The 17,611-nt window shown below is 65.1% G+C and carries 15 protein-coding genes and 1 tRNA gene; 7 read left to right on the top strand and 9 right to left on the bottom strand.

The window, feature by feature from the left end:
- Positions 1-27 precede the first annotated feature (27 nt).
- The 4 genes from mobF to ACWGPT_RS16780 all read left to right on the top strand — a co-directional run bounded on the left by mobF (position 28) and on the right by ACWGPT_RS16780 (position 5,742).
- The gene (gene mobF / locus ACWGPT_RS16795; RefSeq protein WP_452606771.1) at positions 28-2,694 is read left to right on the top strand and encodes a MobF family relaxase; all 2,667 of its coding nucleotides are present in this window, start codon (positions 28-30) and stop codon (positions 2,692-2,694) included.
- Positions 2,684-2,914 carry a hypothetical protein gene (locus ACWGPT_RS16790; RefSeq protein ID WP_452606770.1) on the top strand — a complete coding sequence of 77 codons (231 nt, stop codon included), beginning with the start codon at positions 2,684-2,686 and terminating at the stop codon, positions 2,912-2,914. Before mobF ends, ACWGPT_RS16790 begins: the two co-directional genes overlap by 11 nt.
- 424 nt (positions 2,915-3,338) lie before the next feature.
- Positions 3,339-3,998 (top strand): hypothetical protein, encoded by a 660-nt coding sequence (locus ACWGPT_RS16785; protein ID WP_452606769.1) that lies wholly within the window; start codon positions 3,339-3,341, stop codon positions 3,996-3,998.
- Positions 3,999-4,077: 79 nt separating this feature from the next.
- Positions 4,078-5,742: a recombinase family protein gene (locus ACWGPT_RS16780; RefSeq protein ID WP_452606768.1), complete on the top strand. Its 1,665-nt coding sequence runs from the start codon at positions 4,078-4,080 to the stop codon at positions 5,740-5,742.
- Here ACWGPT_RS16780 and ACWGPT_RS16775 read toward each other — a convergent pair.
- The 4 genes from ACWGPT_RS16775 to xylF form a co-directional block, all read right to left on the bottom strand.
- A tRNA-Arg gene (locus ACWGPT_RS16775) sits at positions 5,713-5,789 on the bottom strand. The two genes, ACWGPT_RS16780 and ACWGPT_RS16775, sit on opposite strands and share 30 nt — an antisense overlap.
- A gap of 211 nt (positions 5,790-6,000) precedes the next feature.
- Positions 6,001-6,786, bottom strand: coding sequence for an ATP-binding cassette domain-containing protein (locus ACWGPT_RS16770; protein WP_452606767.1), 786 nt, complete (start codon positions 6,784-6,786; stop codon positions 6,001-6,003).
- A 15-nt stretch (positions 6,787-6,801) separates the two neighbouring features.
- Positions 6,802-8,115 carry a sugar ABC transporter permease gene (locus tag ACWGPT_RS16765; protein ID WP_452606766.1) on the bottom strand — a complete coding sequence of 438 codons (1,314 nt, stop codon included), beginning with the start codon at positions 8,113-8,115 and terminating at the stop codon, positions 6,802-6,804.
- Positions 8,116-8,270: 155 nt separating this feature from the next.
- The gene (gene xylF, locus ACWGPT_RS16760) at positions 8,271-9,314 is read right to left on the bottom strand and encodes a D-xylose ABC transporter substrate-binding protein (protein ID WP_452606765.1); all 1,044 of its coding nucleotides are present in this window, start codon (positions 9,312-9,314) and stop codon (positions 8,271-8,273) included.
- Positions 9,315-9,516: 202 nt separating this feature from the next.
- On the opposite strand from xylF, the gene ACWGPT_RS16755 reads away from it, so the two are divergent.
- Together ACWGPT_RS16755 and ACWGPT_RS16750 are read left to right on the top strand one after the other, a co-directional pair.
- Entirely contained in the window at positions 9,517-10,740 is a 1,224-nt protein-coding gene (locus tag ACWGPT_RS16755) for an ROK family transcriptional regulator (RefSeq protein ID WP_452606764.1), read from the top strand.
- A gap of 4 nt (positions 10,741-10,744) precedes the next feature.
- On the top strand, positions 10,745-10,969 hold the full coding sequence (locus ACWGPT_RS16750) for a DUF3329 domain-containing protein (RefSeq protein WP_452606763.1): 225 nt from the start codon (positions 10,745-10,747) through the stop codon (positions 10,967-10,969).
- On the opposite strand, the gene ACWGPT_RS16745 is transcribed toward ACWGPT_RS16750, so the two are convergent.
- The 4 genes from ACWGPT_RS16745 to ACWGPT_RS16730 all read right to left on the bottom strand — a co-directional run bounded on the left by ACWGPT_RS16745 (position 10,951) and on the right by ACWGPT_RS16730 (position 14,734).
- Positions 10,951-11,451 (bottom strand): hypothetical protein, encoded by a 501-nt coding sequence (locus tag ACWGPT_RS16745; RefSeq protein WP_452606762.1) that lies wholly within the window; start codon positions 11,449-11,451, stop codon positions 10,951-10,953. The genes ACWGPT_RS16750 and ACWGPT_RS16745 overlap by 19 nt on opposite strands.
- Before the next feature lie 116 nt (positions 11,452-11,567).
- Positions 11,568-12,380, bottom strand: coding sequence for a transglutaminase family protein (locus ACWGPT_RS16740; protein WP_452606761.1), 813 nt, complete (start codon positions 12,378-12,380; stop codon positions 11,568-11,570).
- A 12-nt stretch (positions 12,381-12,392) separates the two neighbouring features.
- The gene (locus tag ACWGPT_RS16735) at positions 12,393-13,337 is read right to left on the bottom strand and encodes an alpha-E domain-containing protein (protein ID WP_452606760.1); all 945 of its coding nucleotides are present in this window, start codon (positions 13,335-13,337) and stop codon (positions 12,393-12,395) included.
- A 2-nt stretch (positions 13,338-13,339) separates the two neighbouring features.
- On the bottom strand, positions 13,340-14,734 hold the full coding sequence (locus tag ACWGPT_RS16730) for a circularly permuted type 2 ATP-grasp protein (RefSeq protein WP_452606795.1): 1,395 nt from the start codon (positions 14,732-14,734) through the stop codon (positions 13,340-13,342).
- Between the two features lie 290 nt (positions 14,735-15,024).
- On the opposite strand from ACWGPT_RS16730, the gene ACWGPT_RS16725 reads away from it, so the two are divergent.
- Positions 15,025-15,897: a DMT family transporter gene (locus ACWGPT_RS16725; protein ID WP_452606759.1), complete on the top strand. Its 873-nt coding sequence runs from the start codon at positions 15,025-15,027 to the stop codon at positions 15,895-15,897.
- Between the two features lie 55 nt (positions 15,898-15,952).
- Here ACWGPT_RS16725 and ACWGPT_RS16720 read toward each other — a convergent pair whose 3' ends face one another.
- Positions 15,953-17,545 (bottom strand): DEAD/DEAH box helicase, encoded by a 1,593-nt coding sequence (locus tag ACWGPT_RS16720; protein ID WP_452606758.1) that lies wholly within the window; start codon positions 17,543-17,545, stop codon positions 15,953-15,955.
- Positions 17,546-17,611: the final 66 nt, after the last annotated feature.

Below are 17,611 nucleotides of genomic sequence, written 5' to 3'. Positions count from 1 at the left end.
CATCGTCTCAGACATGGAGACGAGACGATGGTTGCGACCTGGAACCCGGCGGCGAGCGCGGAATATTATTCGAAACAGACGGCGTATTATGCCAGAGAAGGCGGCATCGAGCCGCGCGGTGCGTGGTATGCACCGGGCGGCGATCTCGGACTGACCGATGGCAGGCTTGTCGATCCAGACGTTTTCGAGCGGCTGTTTGCCGGCAAGGATGCGGACGGACAGTCGCTGGTGACGAACAGCGGCGGCCGACTCGATCGGGTGCCGGCCTTCGACGTGACGCTCTCGGCTCCCCGTTCGGTCTCGCTTGTCTGGGCGCTGGGCGACGAGCAGAGCCGTCGGGCAATCGAAGCTGCCCATACACGTGCCGTGCGGCAGACGCTGGAGATGCTGGAGCGCGAAGCTGCCTTTGCCCGCCGTGGACGTGGCGGCGAACGGATCGAACGGGTGGCGCTGACGGCGGCGACATTCCGCCATGGCGAAAGCCGTCCGGCCGAACATGCCGACGGCGTGACCTTCGCCGATCCCAATCTTCACACCCATTGTGTCGTGCTCAATCTCGCCACACGCGGCGACGGTTCGGTCGGTGCATTGCATTCGACGGTTTTGCGCGACTGGAAAATGGCGGCGGGAGCAGTCTATCACGCGGCCCTCGCAGCAGGCGTGATGGATGCGGGCTTTGTCCTCGATCGTATCGGCAAGAATGGCACGTTCGAGATTGCGGGCATCGGCGACGATGCCATAAGGTACTTCTCGGCGCGCCGGCAGGAGATTGTCGAGCAACTGGCGCTGGCCGGCGTTGAGAGTGGCAACGCTGCCGCATTGGCCGCCGCCGTAGCAAAGACCACGCGCGTTGCAAAGACGGCCGGTGGCCTGTCTCTCGAGGAAGCCTGGTCGGCGGCCGCGTCGCGTATTGGCTTTGATGTCGCAACCTCCCTGGCACCAGCGGCCAGGCACGAGCTTGATGGTCCGCCACCCAAAACCCTGCTTTCCGAACGCCTAGCAACCTTGCCTGCCAGCCTCACGGAAACGCGCAGCGTGCTCGATCGCCGCGACCTCTTCCGCGCGGCCGGTGAAGCTCTGGTCGGCACGGGGTTTGGCGCGGAGCACGTCGAGATGGAGGTCGATCGGCTTCTCGCCGACGGCCTCGTCGTCGAGATCGGCCGCGACCGGCTGGGCCTTCCGCGTTACTCGACGCCGGAGATGATCCGGATCGAACGCGACATCGTCGAGATGGCTGCTGGATTCGCGGCGACGGAAGGCTTCGCGGTCGATCGGGAGAAGCTTCGCGCCGAATGCGGCCGGAAGGGGTTGAGCGAGGAGCAGACGGTTGCCGTTCTGGACGCAACCCGTTCCCGACGACTCGCCGTTGTCGAAGGCGCACCCGGCACGGGCAAGACGACGCTGCTGTCGCCGGCCGTGGAGGCCTGGAAGAGCGCCGGCTATCGTGTCGTCGGCGCTGCAACGGCCTGGCGGGTCGCCAATGCTCTTCGCGACGATCTTGCCATCGAATCCCGGGCGACGGCCTCCTGGCTTGCGCTGGCACAGCAGGGCAAGCCGTTCCTCGATGCGCGTACGGTGCTGATCGTCGATGAAGCCGGGCTTTTGTCATCGAGGGAGATGCACGATCTTATTTCCCATGCGCGGGATGCCCGTGCGAAGGTTCTGCTTGCCGGCGACCGCGACCAGCTCCAGGCGATCGGCGCGGGCTCTGGTCTGCGGCTTGTCGCACATGCCGTCGATACAGCGAAGGTCGCGACAATCGTGCGCCAGCATGATGCCTGGGCACGCGAAGCCGTCACGGCGTTCGGCGCGGGCGATGCGAAAACGGCTCTCAATGCCTTCGCCGACGGTGGCCTGTTGACGGAGGTTGACGGCCAGACGGCTGCGATCCGTGCAGTAGTCGATCGGGTCGAGGATAGCTTGCTCGGGGCGCATCCCGAAACCGCGCTGATCCTGGCCAGGACGAATGCGGAGGTCGCGGTGATCGGCCAGGAGGTGCGCGGACGGCTGAGGGACCACGGCATCGTCACGGGCGAGGACATGGCTGTTACGGCCGTCACGCCCTCCGGTCATGCCAGCAGCCTGGCGCTCGCCTCCGGCGACCGTATCCGGTTCCTGACACGCAATGATGATCTCGGTGTCGTCAACGGTACGGTCGGGACCATCATGAACATGTTCATGACGGGCGAAAGCACGTCCGCGCAGCCTTCCGGCACTGCGATGATCGAGGCGCGAATCGGGGACCGGACTGTCCGCTTCAGCACGACCGATATCGCCGACGAGCACGGTCGCGCGAAACTCGGCTGGGCCTATGCCTCGACGATCTACGGCGCGCAGGGGATGACGGTCGACAAGGCTGCCGTTCTGTTGACGCCAGCCTTCGACCGGCACGATATCTATGTCGCCGCCAGCCGTGCACGCCAGGCAACGGCGTTGATCGTCGATCGCACCCGCATCGATGCCGAAATGCGCGGAAGCTCGACCACACCCGCCGAACCAAGAACGGATCCGGAGGCCCGCCGTGGCTGGCTGGCGGAGCGGCTTGCTACACGTCACGTCAAGGAAACCACACTGGATGTCGCAGGCGCTGTCCATTCCGCGGCCAGTACCGCGGGGCGGGAGACGCCTCCGCCAGCCGTTCCTCCTGCACGCCGGAGCCGTGGCATCGGCCGGGAGGTCGATCATGCGCTGTGATCCGGCCACGACGACACGCCCGACCGTCCGCTACCGCCCGGGTGTTGCCCGGCCGGCGCGCCAGAAGGCCACGCGCGGCAACTGGACGGACAAGGCCCGCTTCACCGTCACCAGCGACTGGCCGGACTCCGTGCCGGCGACAGGCACCGAGGTCGCAGTGATCGAAAGCTTCCTGTCCGAGGCTGTCACCCATCTCCTGGTCAGTATCGGCCGGGGATGACGGTATCGGGCGCGGCAATGGAACCTGTCGAGGTCCAGATGGCGAGGTCGTGCAGTGAAGGCAACTATATCCTGATTCTACTCAGATAAAATTGAATAAAATTGTAGTAAACATCATGATACTCCCCAAAAAGATTTTTAAATATATTCGCGCTACAAATGTTGACATCGTCAGAAAGAGCAGATAATCAGAAATAATACTTGATTTACCGCCAGAGATGCGTCAGGATGCTTCCATCGTCAATGGAGGCCCCCATCATGTATTCCCGCTAGCCGGTCTCGTCCCCTTCCTCACCGCCGTGCTCGATGCCGCATGTCTGCGGCCGGTCGATGTCCGGCAGTTCCTCCCCAGCCATGCAGACGCCGGGCAACGCACCCAATCGCAGGCGTTTCGCGCACTATCATACAATCACAGAGAGTACTGCGTGACCCAAAAGCCTACTTCCAGGTACAGCTTCCCATTCGCTGACGCCGTCACCGGCAAGCCCGCCTCCAAGCCAAAAGCATGTGCCGTTTCGGCGACGTCTGCGATCAAAACCAGCTATCTGCACGATATCGTCAACGACACGAAATCCCGCGCTTTCTGCGGGCCGACAGCAGTGGCAGCGATCACCGGGGAGCCGATCTCCCGGGTCCGCGACTGCTACAGGCTAGTGCGTTACGGATCAGGCTGGGTGAACCGCCGTCGTGCGCCTCCGATCATGGGAACGCGTCTCGTCGAAACCGAAAAAGTGCTCCGGCTGCTCGGTTTCGCCGTGAGTTGGCAGAAAGTAGCGGATGCTCCAACCCTTGCAGCCTACCTGGACAACAGGACCGGCATGCAGCGCACCTACCCCTGCGTCGTACGCGTGACTGGGCATCTGGTAGCGGTTAGCGGTTGGCTGTTCTGCGACACGTTCAGCAAGGGGCAGGTCGTGGATGCCGATACGGCGCCCGGACGCCGCAAGCGGGTCACGGACGTCCTTGTGATCACCGGCCGCATTCCGCCGGCTCCGCATATTCCGACGAAGGCTGCGCCAGTTCGGGCTGTCGGTTCCCTGGCTGGGCTCGGGTTCGTGACGGACATGTCCGCAACGAGCCGGTAATGCGTGAGTATCGCCGGCATTCGGGCTCCATCGCTCCGGATGCCGCGGTAGGCTCGCTGAACATGAAAAGGAGCTCGCCATGACCATGCCCCAAAAAACTGAAGCCTTCGACTTCGCGATCATGCCGCCCTTACGCGCGGTCGCGTATCTGCGTGTGTCCACGGGACGGCAGGCCGACAACGATCTGTCGATCCCCGACCAGCGAAAGCAGATCGCCGCTTTCTGCCTCTCCAAGGGCTGGCGGCTGGTCGATGAGCATGTCGAGCCGGGTGCTACAGCGACCGACGACAATCGGCCGGCCTTCCAGCGTCTTGTGGAGCGGGCCACAGACGGGGATCATCCCTATGATGTCGTTCTCGTCCATTCCTATTCCCGCTTCTTCCGCGATAGCTTCGGACTAGAAATGTACATCCGGCGCCTTGCCAAGGCGGAAGTCCGGCTGGTCTCGATCACGCAGGAGCTTGGCGACGATCCAGCGCAGGTCATGATGCGCCAGGTGATCGGACTCTTCGACGAGTACCAATCTCGCGAGAATGCGAAACACGTCATCCGCGCCATGAAGGAGAACGCCCGGCAGGGCTTTTACAATGGGTCGCCAGTTCCCCTCGGCTATCGCGCCGTCGAGGTCGAGCGGCGTGGCAACAAGTCGAAGAAGCAGCTTGTGATCGATCCGGTCGAAGCGGAGACCGTCCGCATGATGTTCAGGCTCTATCATACCGGCGACGGCGGGTCCGGGCCGCTGGGCACGAAAGAGATCGTCAAGCGGCTGAATGCGATGGGCGAGCGCACGAAGCGCGGAGCCCGTTTCGGCGTTGGTACGCTGCACGGCATTCTCACCAACCGCACTTATATCGGTGAACTGACATTCAATCGGCGGGATTCACGCACAAAAAAGGCGAAGCCGGTCTCAGAGCATGTGAGCGTGGCGGTGCCCGCGATCATCGAGCGCGATGAGTTCGAGGCGGTGCAGTCGATGCTGAAGGTCCGGAACCCAAAGGTGACGCCGCCGCGTGTCGTGACGGGGCCGATCCTGCTGACGGGGCTTGCCACCTGCGCCACCTGCGGCGGTGGCATGACCTTGCGCACCGGCACGTCGAGGAACGGCACCGTGCATCGCTACTATACCTGTTCGAATGCCGCCCGCGCTGGTAAGGGCGCTTGCACGGGTCGCTCTATCCGCATGGACACGCTCGATGAACTGGTGGTCGAGCATTTGTCGGATCACCTCCTCAACTCGACCCGCCTAACCGAAATGCTCGCGGCCATCTCCGCTGGTCGCGCCGCGAAGGCAGCCGAGGTCGATGGTCGAATCGTCCGTCTTCAAGGGGAACTGACGGAGGCGGAAACCAGGCTCAAGCGCATCTACACTATGATCGAGGACGGGATCGCCGAAATGGACGATATCCTGCGCGAACGCATCGCCGCCCTCAAGATCGACCGCGAGCGCATCCAGGCCTCCCTCGATCGCGCGAGAACGCATGCCGTGCCCGCCTCAGACATCCCGCCCGCCGTCGTCGAGGAGTTCGGCAGGATGATGCGTGAGAACATCACCTCCGGCGACATTCCCTTCCGCAAAGCCTATATCCAGGCCGTCGTCGATCAGGTCCAGGTCGGGGACAGAGAGGTCAGAATCATCGGGAACAAGGCAGCTATCCACCAAGCGATGTCTGGCAGCAAAAAATTTTGGCCCGGTGTTCGCAGTTTTGAACGGAAATGGCGCACCCGACAGGATTCGAACCTGTGACCTTTGGAATCGGAATCCAACACTCTATCCAGCTGAGCTACGGGTGCTAACCGTCGGCGAGTCTCGCTCGCCGCTCCGATGGCTGGTACTTAACCCAGGATGCGGCCGGCATCAATGCCCCATCATCGTCTCGGCGCGGAAAATAAACCGGGCGGCCGGACCGGTGGCGCGGGCCGGGGCAGGCGGCACCCGGCGGCGTGCCGACGGGTGGGGAGAGGACTTCAGGAAGGGCTCCAGGAAGGGCTCGGGGGGGCCTTGTCAGGCCATCATCATCGCGCCCGGTCCCGGTGTCGAGCCGGGCGGGCACTTGCCGAGGATGATCATGCCGAGCACCTCGTCCTTGGTCACGTCGCTCGTGCGCGCATGGCCCACCACCTGGCCGTTCTTCATCACGTAGACGCGGTCGGCGAGGTCGAAGACGTCGTGGATGTCGTGGCTGATCAGGAAGATGCCGATGCCTTCCTTCTTCAACTGCTTGATGAGGTCGCCCACCTGGGCGGTCTCCTGCGGGCCCAGCGCCGCCGTCGGCTCGTCCATGATCAGGATGCGGGCGTCGAAGAGGATGGCACGGGCGATCGCCACCGATTGACGCTGGCCGCCGGAGAGCGCCTTCACCGGTTCCTTGAAGCGCTTGAAGTTGGGGTTCAGCCGGCCCATCACCTTGCGGGCATTGGCCTCCATGGCGACATCGTCGAGCGTGCCCCAGGGGGTCTGCAGCTCGCGGCCGAGATAGAGGTTGGCGGCGGCATCGACATTGTCGGCGACGGCGAGCGTCTGGTAGATCGTCTCGATGCCGTATCCCTTGGCGTCGCGCGGGTTCTTGATGTCAGCCGGCTCGCCGTTGATGAGGATCTCGCCGGCATCGCGGCGATAGGCGCCCGACAGGATCTTGATCAGCGTCGACTTGCCGGCGCCGTTGTGGCCGAGCAGGGCGACGACCTCGCCCGGATAAAGGTCGATGCTGGCGTTCTCGACGGCATGGATCCCGCCGAAGGAGATGGAAATATTCCGCATTTCCACGAGCGGAGTGTTTTGGTCCGTCACGATGAAAACTCCTGTTTACTTGGCGCGGGCGCGGTAGACGGTGTCGAGCCAGACGGCGAGCACCAGGACCGCCCCGACCACGATGCGCTGCAGCGGCGTGTCGATGCCGAGCAGGACCATGCCGGACTGGAGGGATTGCATGACGAGCGCGCCCAGCATGGCGCCGGCAACCGTGCCCATGCCGCCGGACAGCGACGTCCCGCCGATCACCGCGGCGGCGATCGTGTAGAGCTCGTCGAGTTCGCCCTGCGCGTTGGTCGCCGCGTTCAGGCGGGCCGTGGAGATGGCCGCGGCGATGGCGCAGAGCATGCCCATCAGCGCGAAGATGCGCACCGTCACCCAGCGGGTCTTGATGCCCGCCAGTTCCGCCGCCTCCGGATTGCCGCCGATGGCGAAGACGTAGCGCCCGAAGCGGAGCCGCGTGGCGATGAAGGTCATGACGATGCCGACGCCGATGGCGATCAGCACCGGAACGGCGATGCCGTGGGAGATGAGCAGCCCGCCCTCCGGCCAGGCGATGCCGTTGGCCTCCGCATAGCGGCGGGCGATGGCGACCGGCCAGTAGTAGCTGTTGGCGACCTGGACGGCGCCGAGGACGAGAATGCAGCTGATCGCGCCGATCACGTATTCCGCCCAGACGGGCCGGCGGGGGAAGGAGAAGCGCTTGCGCTGCCGCCGGGCGTTGATGATGGCGGCGACGATCGCAAGGCAGGCGAGCGCGCCGACGATCCAGCTCCAGGTGGCGCCGATCGAGCCTTCGGTGCCGCCGCCCATCAGGCGGAAGGTGGCGTTCATCGGCGCGACCGTCTGGCCGCTGGTGACGAACCAGGTGGCGCCGCGCCAGACGAGCAGCCCGCCGAGCGTGACGATGAAGGAGGGAACGCCCAGGAAGGCGACGATTGAGCCCTGCAGTGCGCCGATCGCGCCCCCGACCACGAGGCCGGTCGCCAGCGCCAGGATCCAGATGCCAGGGTAGTCGAAGCCCAGGAGTTGCGGCAGGATATGGGCCTGCGTGACGCCCATGATCATGCCGGTGAAGCCGAGGATCGAGCCGACCGAAAGGTCGATGTTGCGCGTCACGATGACGAGGACCATCCCGGTCGCCATCACGGCGACGGAGGAGGTCTGGACCGTCAGGTTCCACAGGTTGCGCGGCGTCAGGAACAGGCCGCCGGTCAGGAAATGAAAGCCGAGCCAGATGATCAGCAGCGCGCCGACCATGCCGAGCAGGCGTGTGTCTATCTCGGTGGCGCGGAAGAAGCGCGTCACCAGGTTGGCGTCCGCCTGCCGCGGTCCGCCGGTCGTCGTGGACTGTATCGTATCGGCCATTCCTGCCGTTCCCCGCCTATTGGGGCGCTTGGATCGCCACGCGGGAGATCCCGGTCGCGCCGGCTTCGGGCAGTTCGCTCGAACTGCGTCTCATGAGGAGGTTCCCGACGTTGCCGGGCGGCAGACGTCGGGAACCGGTCGCTTCAGGTCGGATGTCAGTTGCAGGCTGCGACGGAGCCGGCCTTGACGCCCTGGCACGCCTCGTCCTTGCTGATCCAGCCGGCGTCGATGACGACGTCGAGATTGTCCTGGGTGATCGGCAGGGGAGCGAGGAAGACGGACTTCATCTCGGCGCCCTTCGGGCCGCCGGTGAAGGTCTGGACGTTCGGGATCTCGTCCATGGTCTTGCCGCCGGCAAGGGCGAGCGCGATCTCGGCGGCGTTTTTGCCGAGTTCACGGCTGTCCTTCCAGACCGAGACGGTCTGGGTGCCGAGGGCGACGCGGTTGAGCGCCGCTTTGTCGGCGTCCTGGCCGGACACCGGCACGGAACCCGCAAGCCCCTGGGCGTCGAGCGCCGCGATCGCGCCGCCGGCCGTGCCGTCGTTGGAGGCGACCACCGCATCGACCTCGTTGTTGTTGGCGGTCAGGAACTGCTCCATGTTCTTCTGGGCGTTCTCGGGCTTCCAGCCGTCGGTATAGGCCTCGCCGACATTCTTGATCTTGCCGGCGTCCATCGCCTCCTTCAGCACTTCCACCTGTCCGGAGAAGAGGAAGTCCGCATTCGGGTCGGAGGACGAGCCCTTGATGAAGACGTAGTTGCCTTCCGGCTTGACCTTGAACACTTCGCGGGCCTGCATGCGGCCGACTTCCTTGTTGTCGAAGGTGATGTAGAAGGCTTCCGGGTTCTCGATCAGGCGGTCGTAGCCGACGACCGGGATGCCCTCGGCGGTGGCCTTCTCGATGGCCGGGCCGATGGCGTCGGAATCCTGCGCGAGCACGATCAGCGCGTTGGCGCCCTGCGAGATCAGCGATTCAATGTCGGTAAGCTGCTTTGCGGCGGACGACTGGGCGTCGGCCGAAATGTACTTGGCGCCGACCGCGTCCAGCGCGGCCTTGATGGCGGCCTCGTCCGTCTTCCAGCGCTCTTCCTGGAAGTTCGACCAGGAAACGCCGACGACGGGTTCCTGCGCCAGGGCGGCGGCGCCCTGCATGGTCACGACGATGGCTGCACCAGCCATCAGCTTGATGATTGACTTCATGATGTCCTCCCGAGTGACGGCGGATGGCCCAAGCCTCCGTGCTCTCCCCCCGCCAGATTAGCTGCCAGTCAAAGCAGGATCGCTTTTTTCTCGACAGTCGAGAAAATAACTGTCAGAGAATTTCGGGGGAGTCAATGAGGTGGATTGAGTGAAGCCGGCTATTCGACTATCGGATGAAAAACCGAGGGAGAGGCAGGCATAGATGCTGGGCAAGTCGAGTACCGAACTGGTCCGGCAACAGAACAGCGGGCTCGTTTTATCGGCGCTGAGGCGCCGGGGCAGGCTTTCCCATACGCAGATCGCCGAGGAGACCGGGCTCTCCTCCGCCACCGTGTCCGCCATCACCGCGGATCTCGAGCGCAGCGCCGTCATAGAAAAGAGCGAGCAGCAGGCGGCGACGGGTCGCGGCAGGCCCCGCGTGCTCTTCGGGCAGAGGCGCGGCTGCGGCTATCTCGTCACCGTCATCGTCTCGTCCGACTGGATCCAGTATTCCCTCGTCGACTATGCCGGCATGCTGCTCGACCGTTTCGGCGAGACGAGGGTCGCGGGCACGGCGCTCGCTTTCGTCGCCGCCATCTCGGCCGGCCTTGACCGGGCGGTCGAGCGCTCGTCGATCCGCAGGGAGCAGGTCCTTCTCGTCTCGATCAGCAGCAAGGGCCTCGTCAGCGCCGACGAACCGGTTCTCGTCTGGTCGCCCATGCTCGGCTCCGACGCCGTCGATTTCCGGCTTGCCCTGGGCGGCGACTGGGGCAGCAAGGTCATCCTGAACAATGAGACGCTTCTCGTCGCGAAGGCCCTGCAGCAGCGCCTCGGGCGTGCCGCCGCGCCCTCGGCCTCGCTTGCCGCCCTGTCCCTCGGCCACAGCATCGGGCTCGGGATCGCCCGCACCGGCGGCGACGGCGAGGCGGAAATCTCCGCGCCCAATTTCGGGCACATGCTGCATATTCCGGGCGGGGCCCTCTGCCGTTGCGGCGCGCGCGGCTGCATCGAGGCCTATGCCGGCTTCTACGCGGTACTGCGCACGGCCTTCGAGGTGCCGCTCGACACGGTTCCGGCAAAGATCGTGCCCCTGCCGGAAGTCGACAAGATCGCGCTTCGGGCGCGCCAGGGCCATCGCATGGCGGGCTTTGCCTTCCGGCAGGCCGGCATCGCGCTCGGCACCGGCATTTCGCGCCTTCTCAGCCTGCACGGCCACATGCCGGTCCATATCACCGGTCCCGGGATACGCTATTACGACCTGATGCGGGCGGGAGTAGAGGAGGGGCTGGCGCAGACCCACGTGGTGCGCCTTTCCGGCATGCCGCAGCTCGATGTCGTCGCCGACGAGCCGGCTCTCGTCTACGAAGGGCACCTGGGGCTTGCCTTTCAGCTCATAGACCAGGATATCCTTTCCCTTCGCGCGCCAATGCAGGCGGCCGGAGAATGACGACATGATCGACCTCGACCATCCCATCTACAGGCCGCTCTGGGCGCGGCTCCTGATCGTCGGCGCCTGTGCCGCCTGGACCGGCTTCGAATTCTGGATGGGTGCGCCGATGTGGGGCGTGATCGTCGGAGGGGTGGGAGCCTATGCCGCCTACAAGCTCCTCTACGAGTTCTATCGCAGGCCGCCTGCCGGCCCCGCGTCCGAGGCCGCTCAGGACGAGCGCCAGTAGAGGTCCTTGATCGCGCGGTCGATGAGGAGGTTCGCGGTCTTCATCCTCAGTGTCGCATTGTCGCGAAGCGCCTCCGGCACCCGGTCCGGATGATTGTCCTTGGCAAAGCGCCGGCGCCGTTCGGCCAGCGTCTCGGCGCTGTCGGTCGGCCCGAGGCCGAGGTCCTCGGCAATTTCCGCCTCGGTGAGCCGAAGAAGGTGCGGGGGCACGGGCTCCTCGACGGGCTCCTCGGCAGGTTCGGCCGCCTCCGGTTCCCCGGCGGGCAGGGGCTCCGGCGGCCCGATCTCGGCGAGGAGGTCCAGATAGGCACTGCCGGCCGAATGGCCCGGCTCCGCCGCGTCCATCCCGGCCGTGGCGACGACGAACCCCGTCTTCAGCCCCTGCTGCCGGAATGCGGGCGACACAGGTCCTTCCGCCTCTTCCCTGCCTTCCTCGTCCAGCCGGGTCAGAACCGACTGGAACAGCGATTGCCCGACCAGCATCCTGCCTCCTTGTAGAGGGGCACAAGATCACGCCAAGGTGGAGCAGGGCTTGCGCGACGGGCGGGCCGCCTTCGCCTCCCATACGCCGTCCGGATGGTCCGGGGCGAACCGCCTTCCTACTGCTGCTGGCTGCTCATCGGCGCGACGGTGACCGCGACGGTGAGATCCTCGCTGGTCGGGCCGATCCGCACGCCGGCGACCGGCGCGCAGTCGTGGTAGCACATGCCCGTCGCCAGCCGGACGTAGCGCTCGTCCGGACAGGTATTGTTTGCCGGGTCGAACCCCGCCCAGCCGAGGTTCGGCAGGTGGACCTCCGCCCAGGCATGGGTCGCGACCTGATCGGTGATGCCATCCATCAGCAGGTAGCCCGACACGTAGCGGGCCGGTATGCCGAGCGAGCGCGCCGCGGCGATGAAGATGTGGGCGTGATCCTGGCAGACGCCGCTGCGGGCCGCGAGCGCCTGTTCGGCGGTCGTCTCGCTGTCGGTGGTCCCCGGCAGGTAGGCGACCTCGGCATTGATCGTGTTCATCAGCGAATGCATCCGGCCGAGTTCGTCCTCGCCGCCGACGCGCTGGAGGAGGTCGCGTACCCGCTGTCCGGGCCTGGTGCGCGGCGTGTGGCGCAGGAACAGCCAGAGCGGCGTAAATCCTTGGTGGGCTCCGTAGACGCCCGCGGTATCGATGGTCTCGACGTCGCCCCTGGCAACGATCCGGATACTCTGGCCGCCGCCCTGCCGCGAGGCGAGGCCGACCTCGTTGCAGTACTGGTCACCGTAGCGGGTCTCCACCGGCCTGCCGTCCACCGAGACCTCCCAGTTCAGCACACGCTGGGTCGGCCCGTCCACCGGCGTCAGCCGCAGGCGCTGCACCACGTAGGATACCGGCTGGTCATAGAGATACTCTGTCGCGTGCGCGATCGTCAGTTTCATGCCTGCGACGTCCTACTGGTAGAACCGATAGCCGTCGGAAATCTCGAGGCTGAGCTGATTGTTGCGATTGATGAAGTCTTCCAGGAATTCATGCAGTCCGTGGTCCATGATGTCGTTGATCGAGCCGCGCGTCAGCGTTGCCAGGATTTCCCCCGCCGTGTCGATGGCTTTCGGGCGCAGCCCGTACTCTTCCTCCAGATATTGGAGGTTGCGGACGATCTTTCCATAACTGTAGGCGAGCGAGCGCGGCATGCGGCCGTTGAGAATCAGGAAATCGGCGATATTGGCGGGCACGTAGTCGCCGTCGTAGACCCAGCCGTAGGAACGGTGCGCCGAGGCCGAGCGCAGGATCGATTCCCACTGCATGTTGTCGATCAGCGAGCCCACCTGGCTGACGGCCGGCAGGAGGACGTAATATTTCACGTCGAGGATGCGGCTCGTGTTGTCGGCGCGCTCGATGAAGGTGCCGATGCGCGAGAAATTGTAGATGTCGTTGCGCAGCATCGAGCCGTGGAAGGCGCCGCGGATCAGCCCGCAGCGGTGCTTGATCACCTCGATCAGTCCCGGAAGATCGACGTCGCGGATCTTTCGCTGCAGGCGCTGCCGGATATCGATCCAGCACTCGTTTGTCGCTTCCCAGGTCTCGCGGGTGAGCGCGGTGCGCACCATGCGGGCATTGTTGCGGGCCGCCTCGATGCAGGACACGACGCTCGAAGGGTTGCCGGTGTCGCGCAGAAGGTAGTCAATCGCGTCCGACGCGGTGACGGCCGGATGGGTCGCGAGATAGGGTTCGCGCACGTCGGCGCTCTGCAGCACGCCGTCCCAGTCGTCGTCGCCGGTGTCGGTCCGCGTCAGCGACACGCGAAGGCCGACATCGACGAGGCGGGCGATGTTTTCCGCCCGCTCGATATAGCGGAACATCCAGTAGAGGCCGTTTGCCGTTCGTCCCAAAAGCATGGTCAGTCCTCCAGAACCCAGGTGTCTTTCGTACCGCCGCCCTGGCTGGAATTGACCACCAGCGATCCCTTCTTCAATGCGACCCGGGTCAGCCCGCCGGGAATGATCTTGACCTTGTCGGACACCAGCACATAGGGCCGCAGGTCAACGTGCCGGGGCGCGATCCCCTTGTTGACGAAGATCGGCGTGGTCGACAGCGACAGCGTCGGCTGGGCTATGTAGTTCGACGGCTTCGCCTTCAGCTTGGCGGCGAAGGCGACGCGTTCCCTCTTCGAAGCAGTCGGGCCGACCAGCATGCCGTACCCGCCCGAGCCGTGGACTTCCTTGACCACCAGTTCGTGCAGGTGCTCCAGGACGTAGGCGAGGCTGTCGGGCTCGGAGCAGCGCCATGTGGGCACGTTCTCCAGGATCGGCTTGCGCCCCGTGTAGAACTGCACGATCTCGGGCATGTAGGAATAGATCGCCTTGTCGTCGGCAATGCCGGTGCCCGGCGCGTTGGCGATGGTGATATTGCCGGCGCGGTAGACGTCCATGATGCCCGGGACGCCGAGCGCCGAATCCGGCCGGAAGGTGAGGGGGTCGAGGAAGTCGTCGTCGACGCGGCGATAGAGCACGTCGATCACCTCGTAGCCGCGCGTGGTGCGCATCTTCACCTTGCCGTCGATGACGCGAAGATCCGAGCCTTCCACCACCTCGACGCCCATCGTGTCGGCGAGGAAGGCATGTTCGTAATAGGCGGAATTGTAGATGCCGGGCGTCAGCACCGCGACGCGGGGCCTGCCGCCGCAGCCGGGAGGCGCCAGCTGCGCCAGCGACTGCCGCAGGAGGCGCGGATAGTTCTCCACCCGCTGCACCTTGTTCGCCGAGAAAAGCTCCGGGAACATGTGCATCATGGTTTCCCGGTTCTCCAGCATGTAGCTGACGCCGGACGGGGTGCGGGCATTGTCCTCCAGCACGTAGAACTGATCTTCGCCGGTCCTGACGATGTCGGTGCCGACGATATGGGTATAGACGCCGCCGGGCGGCTTGAAGCCGATCATTTCCGACAGGAAGGCCTCGTTGCGGTCGATCAGCTCGCGCGGGATGCGGCCCGCCTTGATGATCTCCTGCTTGTGGTAGATGTCGTCGAGGAAGGCGTTGATCGCCAGCACCCGCTGCTCGATGCCCTGGGCGAGCCTGCGCCATTCGCGGCCGGAGATGATCCGCGGGATGATGTCGAAGGGGATGAGCTTTTCGGAACTGTCGGCATGCCCGTAGACGGCGAAGGTAATTCCCGTTTTGCGGAAGATGTTCTCGGCGTCGCGGGTTTTCTGGATGAGGTGGGCCGGGTCCTGTTGCCGGTACCAGTCATAGTAAGTCTGGTAGGCGGGGCGCGGCCGCCCGTCAGAAGTCATCATTTCATCGAAAGCCAATGCCCGTTTCCCCTTCGGCTTCTTGAATTCTTACCGGGAGCGATGCAAGACCCGTGCAAATTCGAGGCAATGGCGTGAAAATTCGGCTTTCAGGCAAGGATGACCTGTGGGGTCTGCCGATATTTCAAGCATTCGCCGCAGCTTTGATCGGGATATGTCCCGTTCCATAGGCTTCAGCTCGTCTCACCCTGGTGTCAGTATTTCTGTTTTGACCTTCCCCTACTTCGACCGCTAAGCACCTGCGACGCGTAATCTGTCGTGCCGGAAGGTTCTGAATGCTCGATCGCCTCGCTCCGGCCCTCTTCGTCCTCCTTTGGTCCACCGGCTGGCTCGTCGCCAAGTTCGCGGTGGCGCATGCCGATCCGCTGACCTTCATGGCGGCCCGCCACGCGCTTGCCGCGGTCGCCTTCGCCGGGCTCTGCCTCGCCGTCGGCGCGACCTGGCCGACGAGCCGGCGGATGGTCGGGCATGCGATGCTGTCCGGCGTCTTCCTGCACGGCCTCTACCTTGCGGGCGTCTGGTGGGCGATCGGGCAGGGGTTGCCGGCAGGTATTTCCGGGATCATCGCCGGGCTCCAGCCGCTGCTGACGGCCGCCATGGCGCCGCTCCTGATCGGCGAGCGGCTGGGGCCGCGCCAGAAGATCGGCATTCTCGTCGGTTTCGTCGGCATCCTGATTGCCATCTCGCCGCAGCTTATCGACACGCTGGAAAAGGGGCTGGCCGGGCTCGGGCTTCCGATCCTGGTCAACCTGCTGGCGATGGTCTCGGTGACCTATGGGACACTCTACCAGAAGCGCTACCTGCAGGAGGGCAACATCCTGACCATTGCCGTACTGCAGTTCGTCGGCGCGTTTGTCGTGACGATGCCGCTCGCGCTCCTCTTCGAGGACCTGCGCTTCGACTGGACCGGGGAGGCGATCTTCGCCATGGCATGGTCGGTCTTCGGCATCTCCATGGGCGCCGTCGGCCTGCTTCTCTATCTCATCCGCCGCGGGCAGGTATCGCGGGCGGCCTCGCTCATCTACCTGATGCCGCCGGTCGTGGCGATCGAGGCCTTCTTCCTGTTCGGCGAGCCGATGACGCTTCCGATGATCGTCGGCACGGTGATCGTCGTCGCCGGCGTCTACATGGTCAACCGCAAGGCATGAAAAAGGCGGCGAGCCCGCAAGCCGCCGCCTGATTTTTCCTGGACCTCTGCCCGGCTTATGCCGGACGGCGCTTGCGGCCTTCGTTGCCGCCGGTGCCGCCGAAGCGGACCGGGCCGGCATTGCCGTTCGCCGGCTGGGCTGGCCGGCCGTGGCCGTTGCGGCTACGCTGGTTGCCGCTCTCGTGGGCGCCATGGGCCGCCGGCGGATTGCCCTTGCGGTGTTCCTTGCGACCTTCCGGCCGGGCCGGGCGGTTCGCCTGGGGCTTTGCTTCCCCTTGCGCCTGGCCGCGATGCTGGCCGTCGCCGCGGGCTTCCCCGCCTTCGCCCTGGAAGAAGGGCTTGCGGGCCGGGCGCTTGCGCTGCTGCGGGCGACCTTCGCCGCCGGCCGGCTGGCCGTTGCCGCCGCGGCCGCGATTGCCGCCCCGGTTGTTGTTGTTGTTGCCGCGCGCCGGGCGGTTCAGCCCTTCCGGGCGCTCGCCGGAGGCGGTGGCGATCTCGATCCCCATCAGCTTCTCGATGTCGCGCAGCAGGCCGGTTTCGTCGGGCGTGCAGAAGGCGATGGCGATGCCGTCGCGACCGGCGCGCGCCGTGCGGCCGATGCGGTGGATATAGGCGTCCGGCACTTCCGGCAGGTCGTAGTTGAAGACATGCGTGACGCCGGGAATGTCGATGCCGCGGGCGGCGACGTCGGTTGCGATCAGCGTCTGGATCTCGCCGTCACGGAAACCCTTCAATGCCCGCTCGCGCTGGCCCTGGCTCTTGTTGCCGTGGATCGACGCGACGGAATAGCCGATGTGGTCGAGGTGCTTCATCAGCTTCTCGGCCGTGTGCTTGGTGCGCATGAAGACGATGGCGCGGCCGTCCGGGTTGGCGGTCAGCGTCTGCTTCAGCAGTTCGGTCTTGTCGTTCTTGCCGGGAAGGAAATGGACGTACTGCTCGACCTTGTCGGCGGCCTTGCCCGGAGGTGTCACCTCGACCTTGACCGGATCGGTCAGGTAGTCGGAAGCGAGTTCGGCGATCGCCTTCGGCATGGTGGCCGAGAAGAGCAGCGTCTGGCGCTTCTTCGGGACCATCTTGGAGATCTTGCGCAGGTCGTGGATGAAGCCGAGGTCGAGCATCTGGTCGGCCTCGTCGAGGACGAGGTAGCGGACCGTGGTCAGCCCGATCGCCCGGCGGGAAATGAGGTCGAGCAGGCGGCCGGGCGTCGCGACGAGGATGTCGGTGCCGCGTTCCAGCATCTGCTGCTGCTTGTTGATGGAGGCGCCGCCGACAACCGAGTTGATCTTCAGCGGCGTGCCGCGGACATAGCTCTTCAGGTTGGTGGCGATCTGGTTCACCAGTTCGCGGGTCGGGGCGAGAATGAGGGTGCGGGTCGTGCGGTTGTCGGGACGCTTCGGGTCCTTCGACAGCATCTCGATCAGCGGCAGGCCGAAGGCGGCGGTCTTGCCGGTGCCGGTCTGGGCGAGGCCGATCAGGTCACGGCCCTGCAGGAGATGGGGAATGGCCTCAGCCTGGATCGGCGTGGGGTTCTCGTAACCGAGGGTGGAAAGTGTGGATACGAGTTGCTTGGCCAGGCCAAGCTCGTGGAAATTCGTCAAGTCGAATACCTTTTCGGGGCGCCAAAAGCGCATGTCCGGCTGCGGCACCATGCCGTCCGGTCTGCCCCTGGCGTCAAGAACCCCGCGTGAAGTGGGAACTTGTGTGTTGGAAATTGC

The organism is Pseudorhizobium sp. NPDC055634 (genome assembly GCF_053618655.1).
The sequence above is the reverse complement of the archived record's forward strand: the minus strand, read 5'-3'. Positions and strand labels throughout refer to the sequence as shown.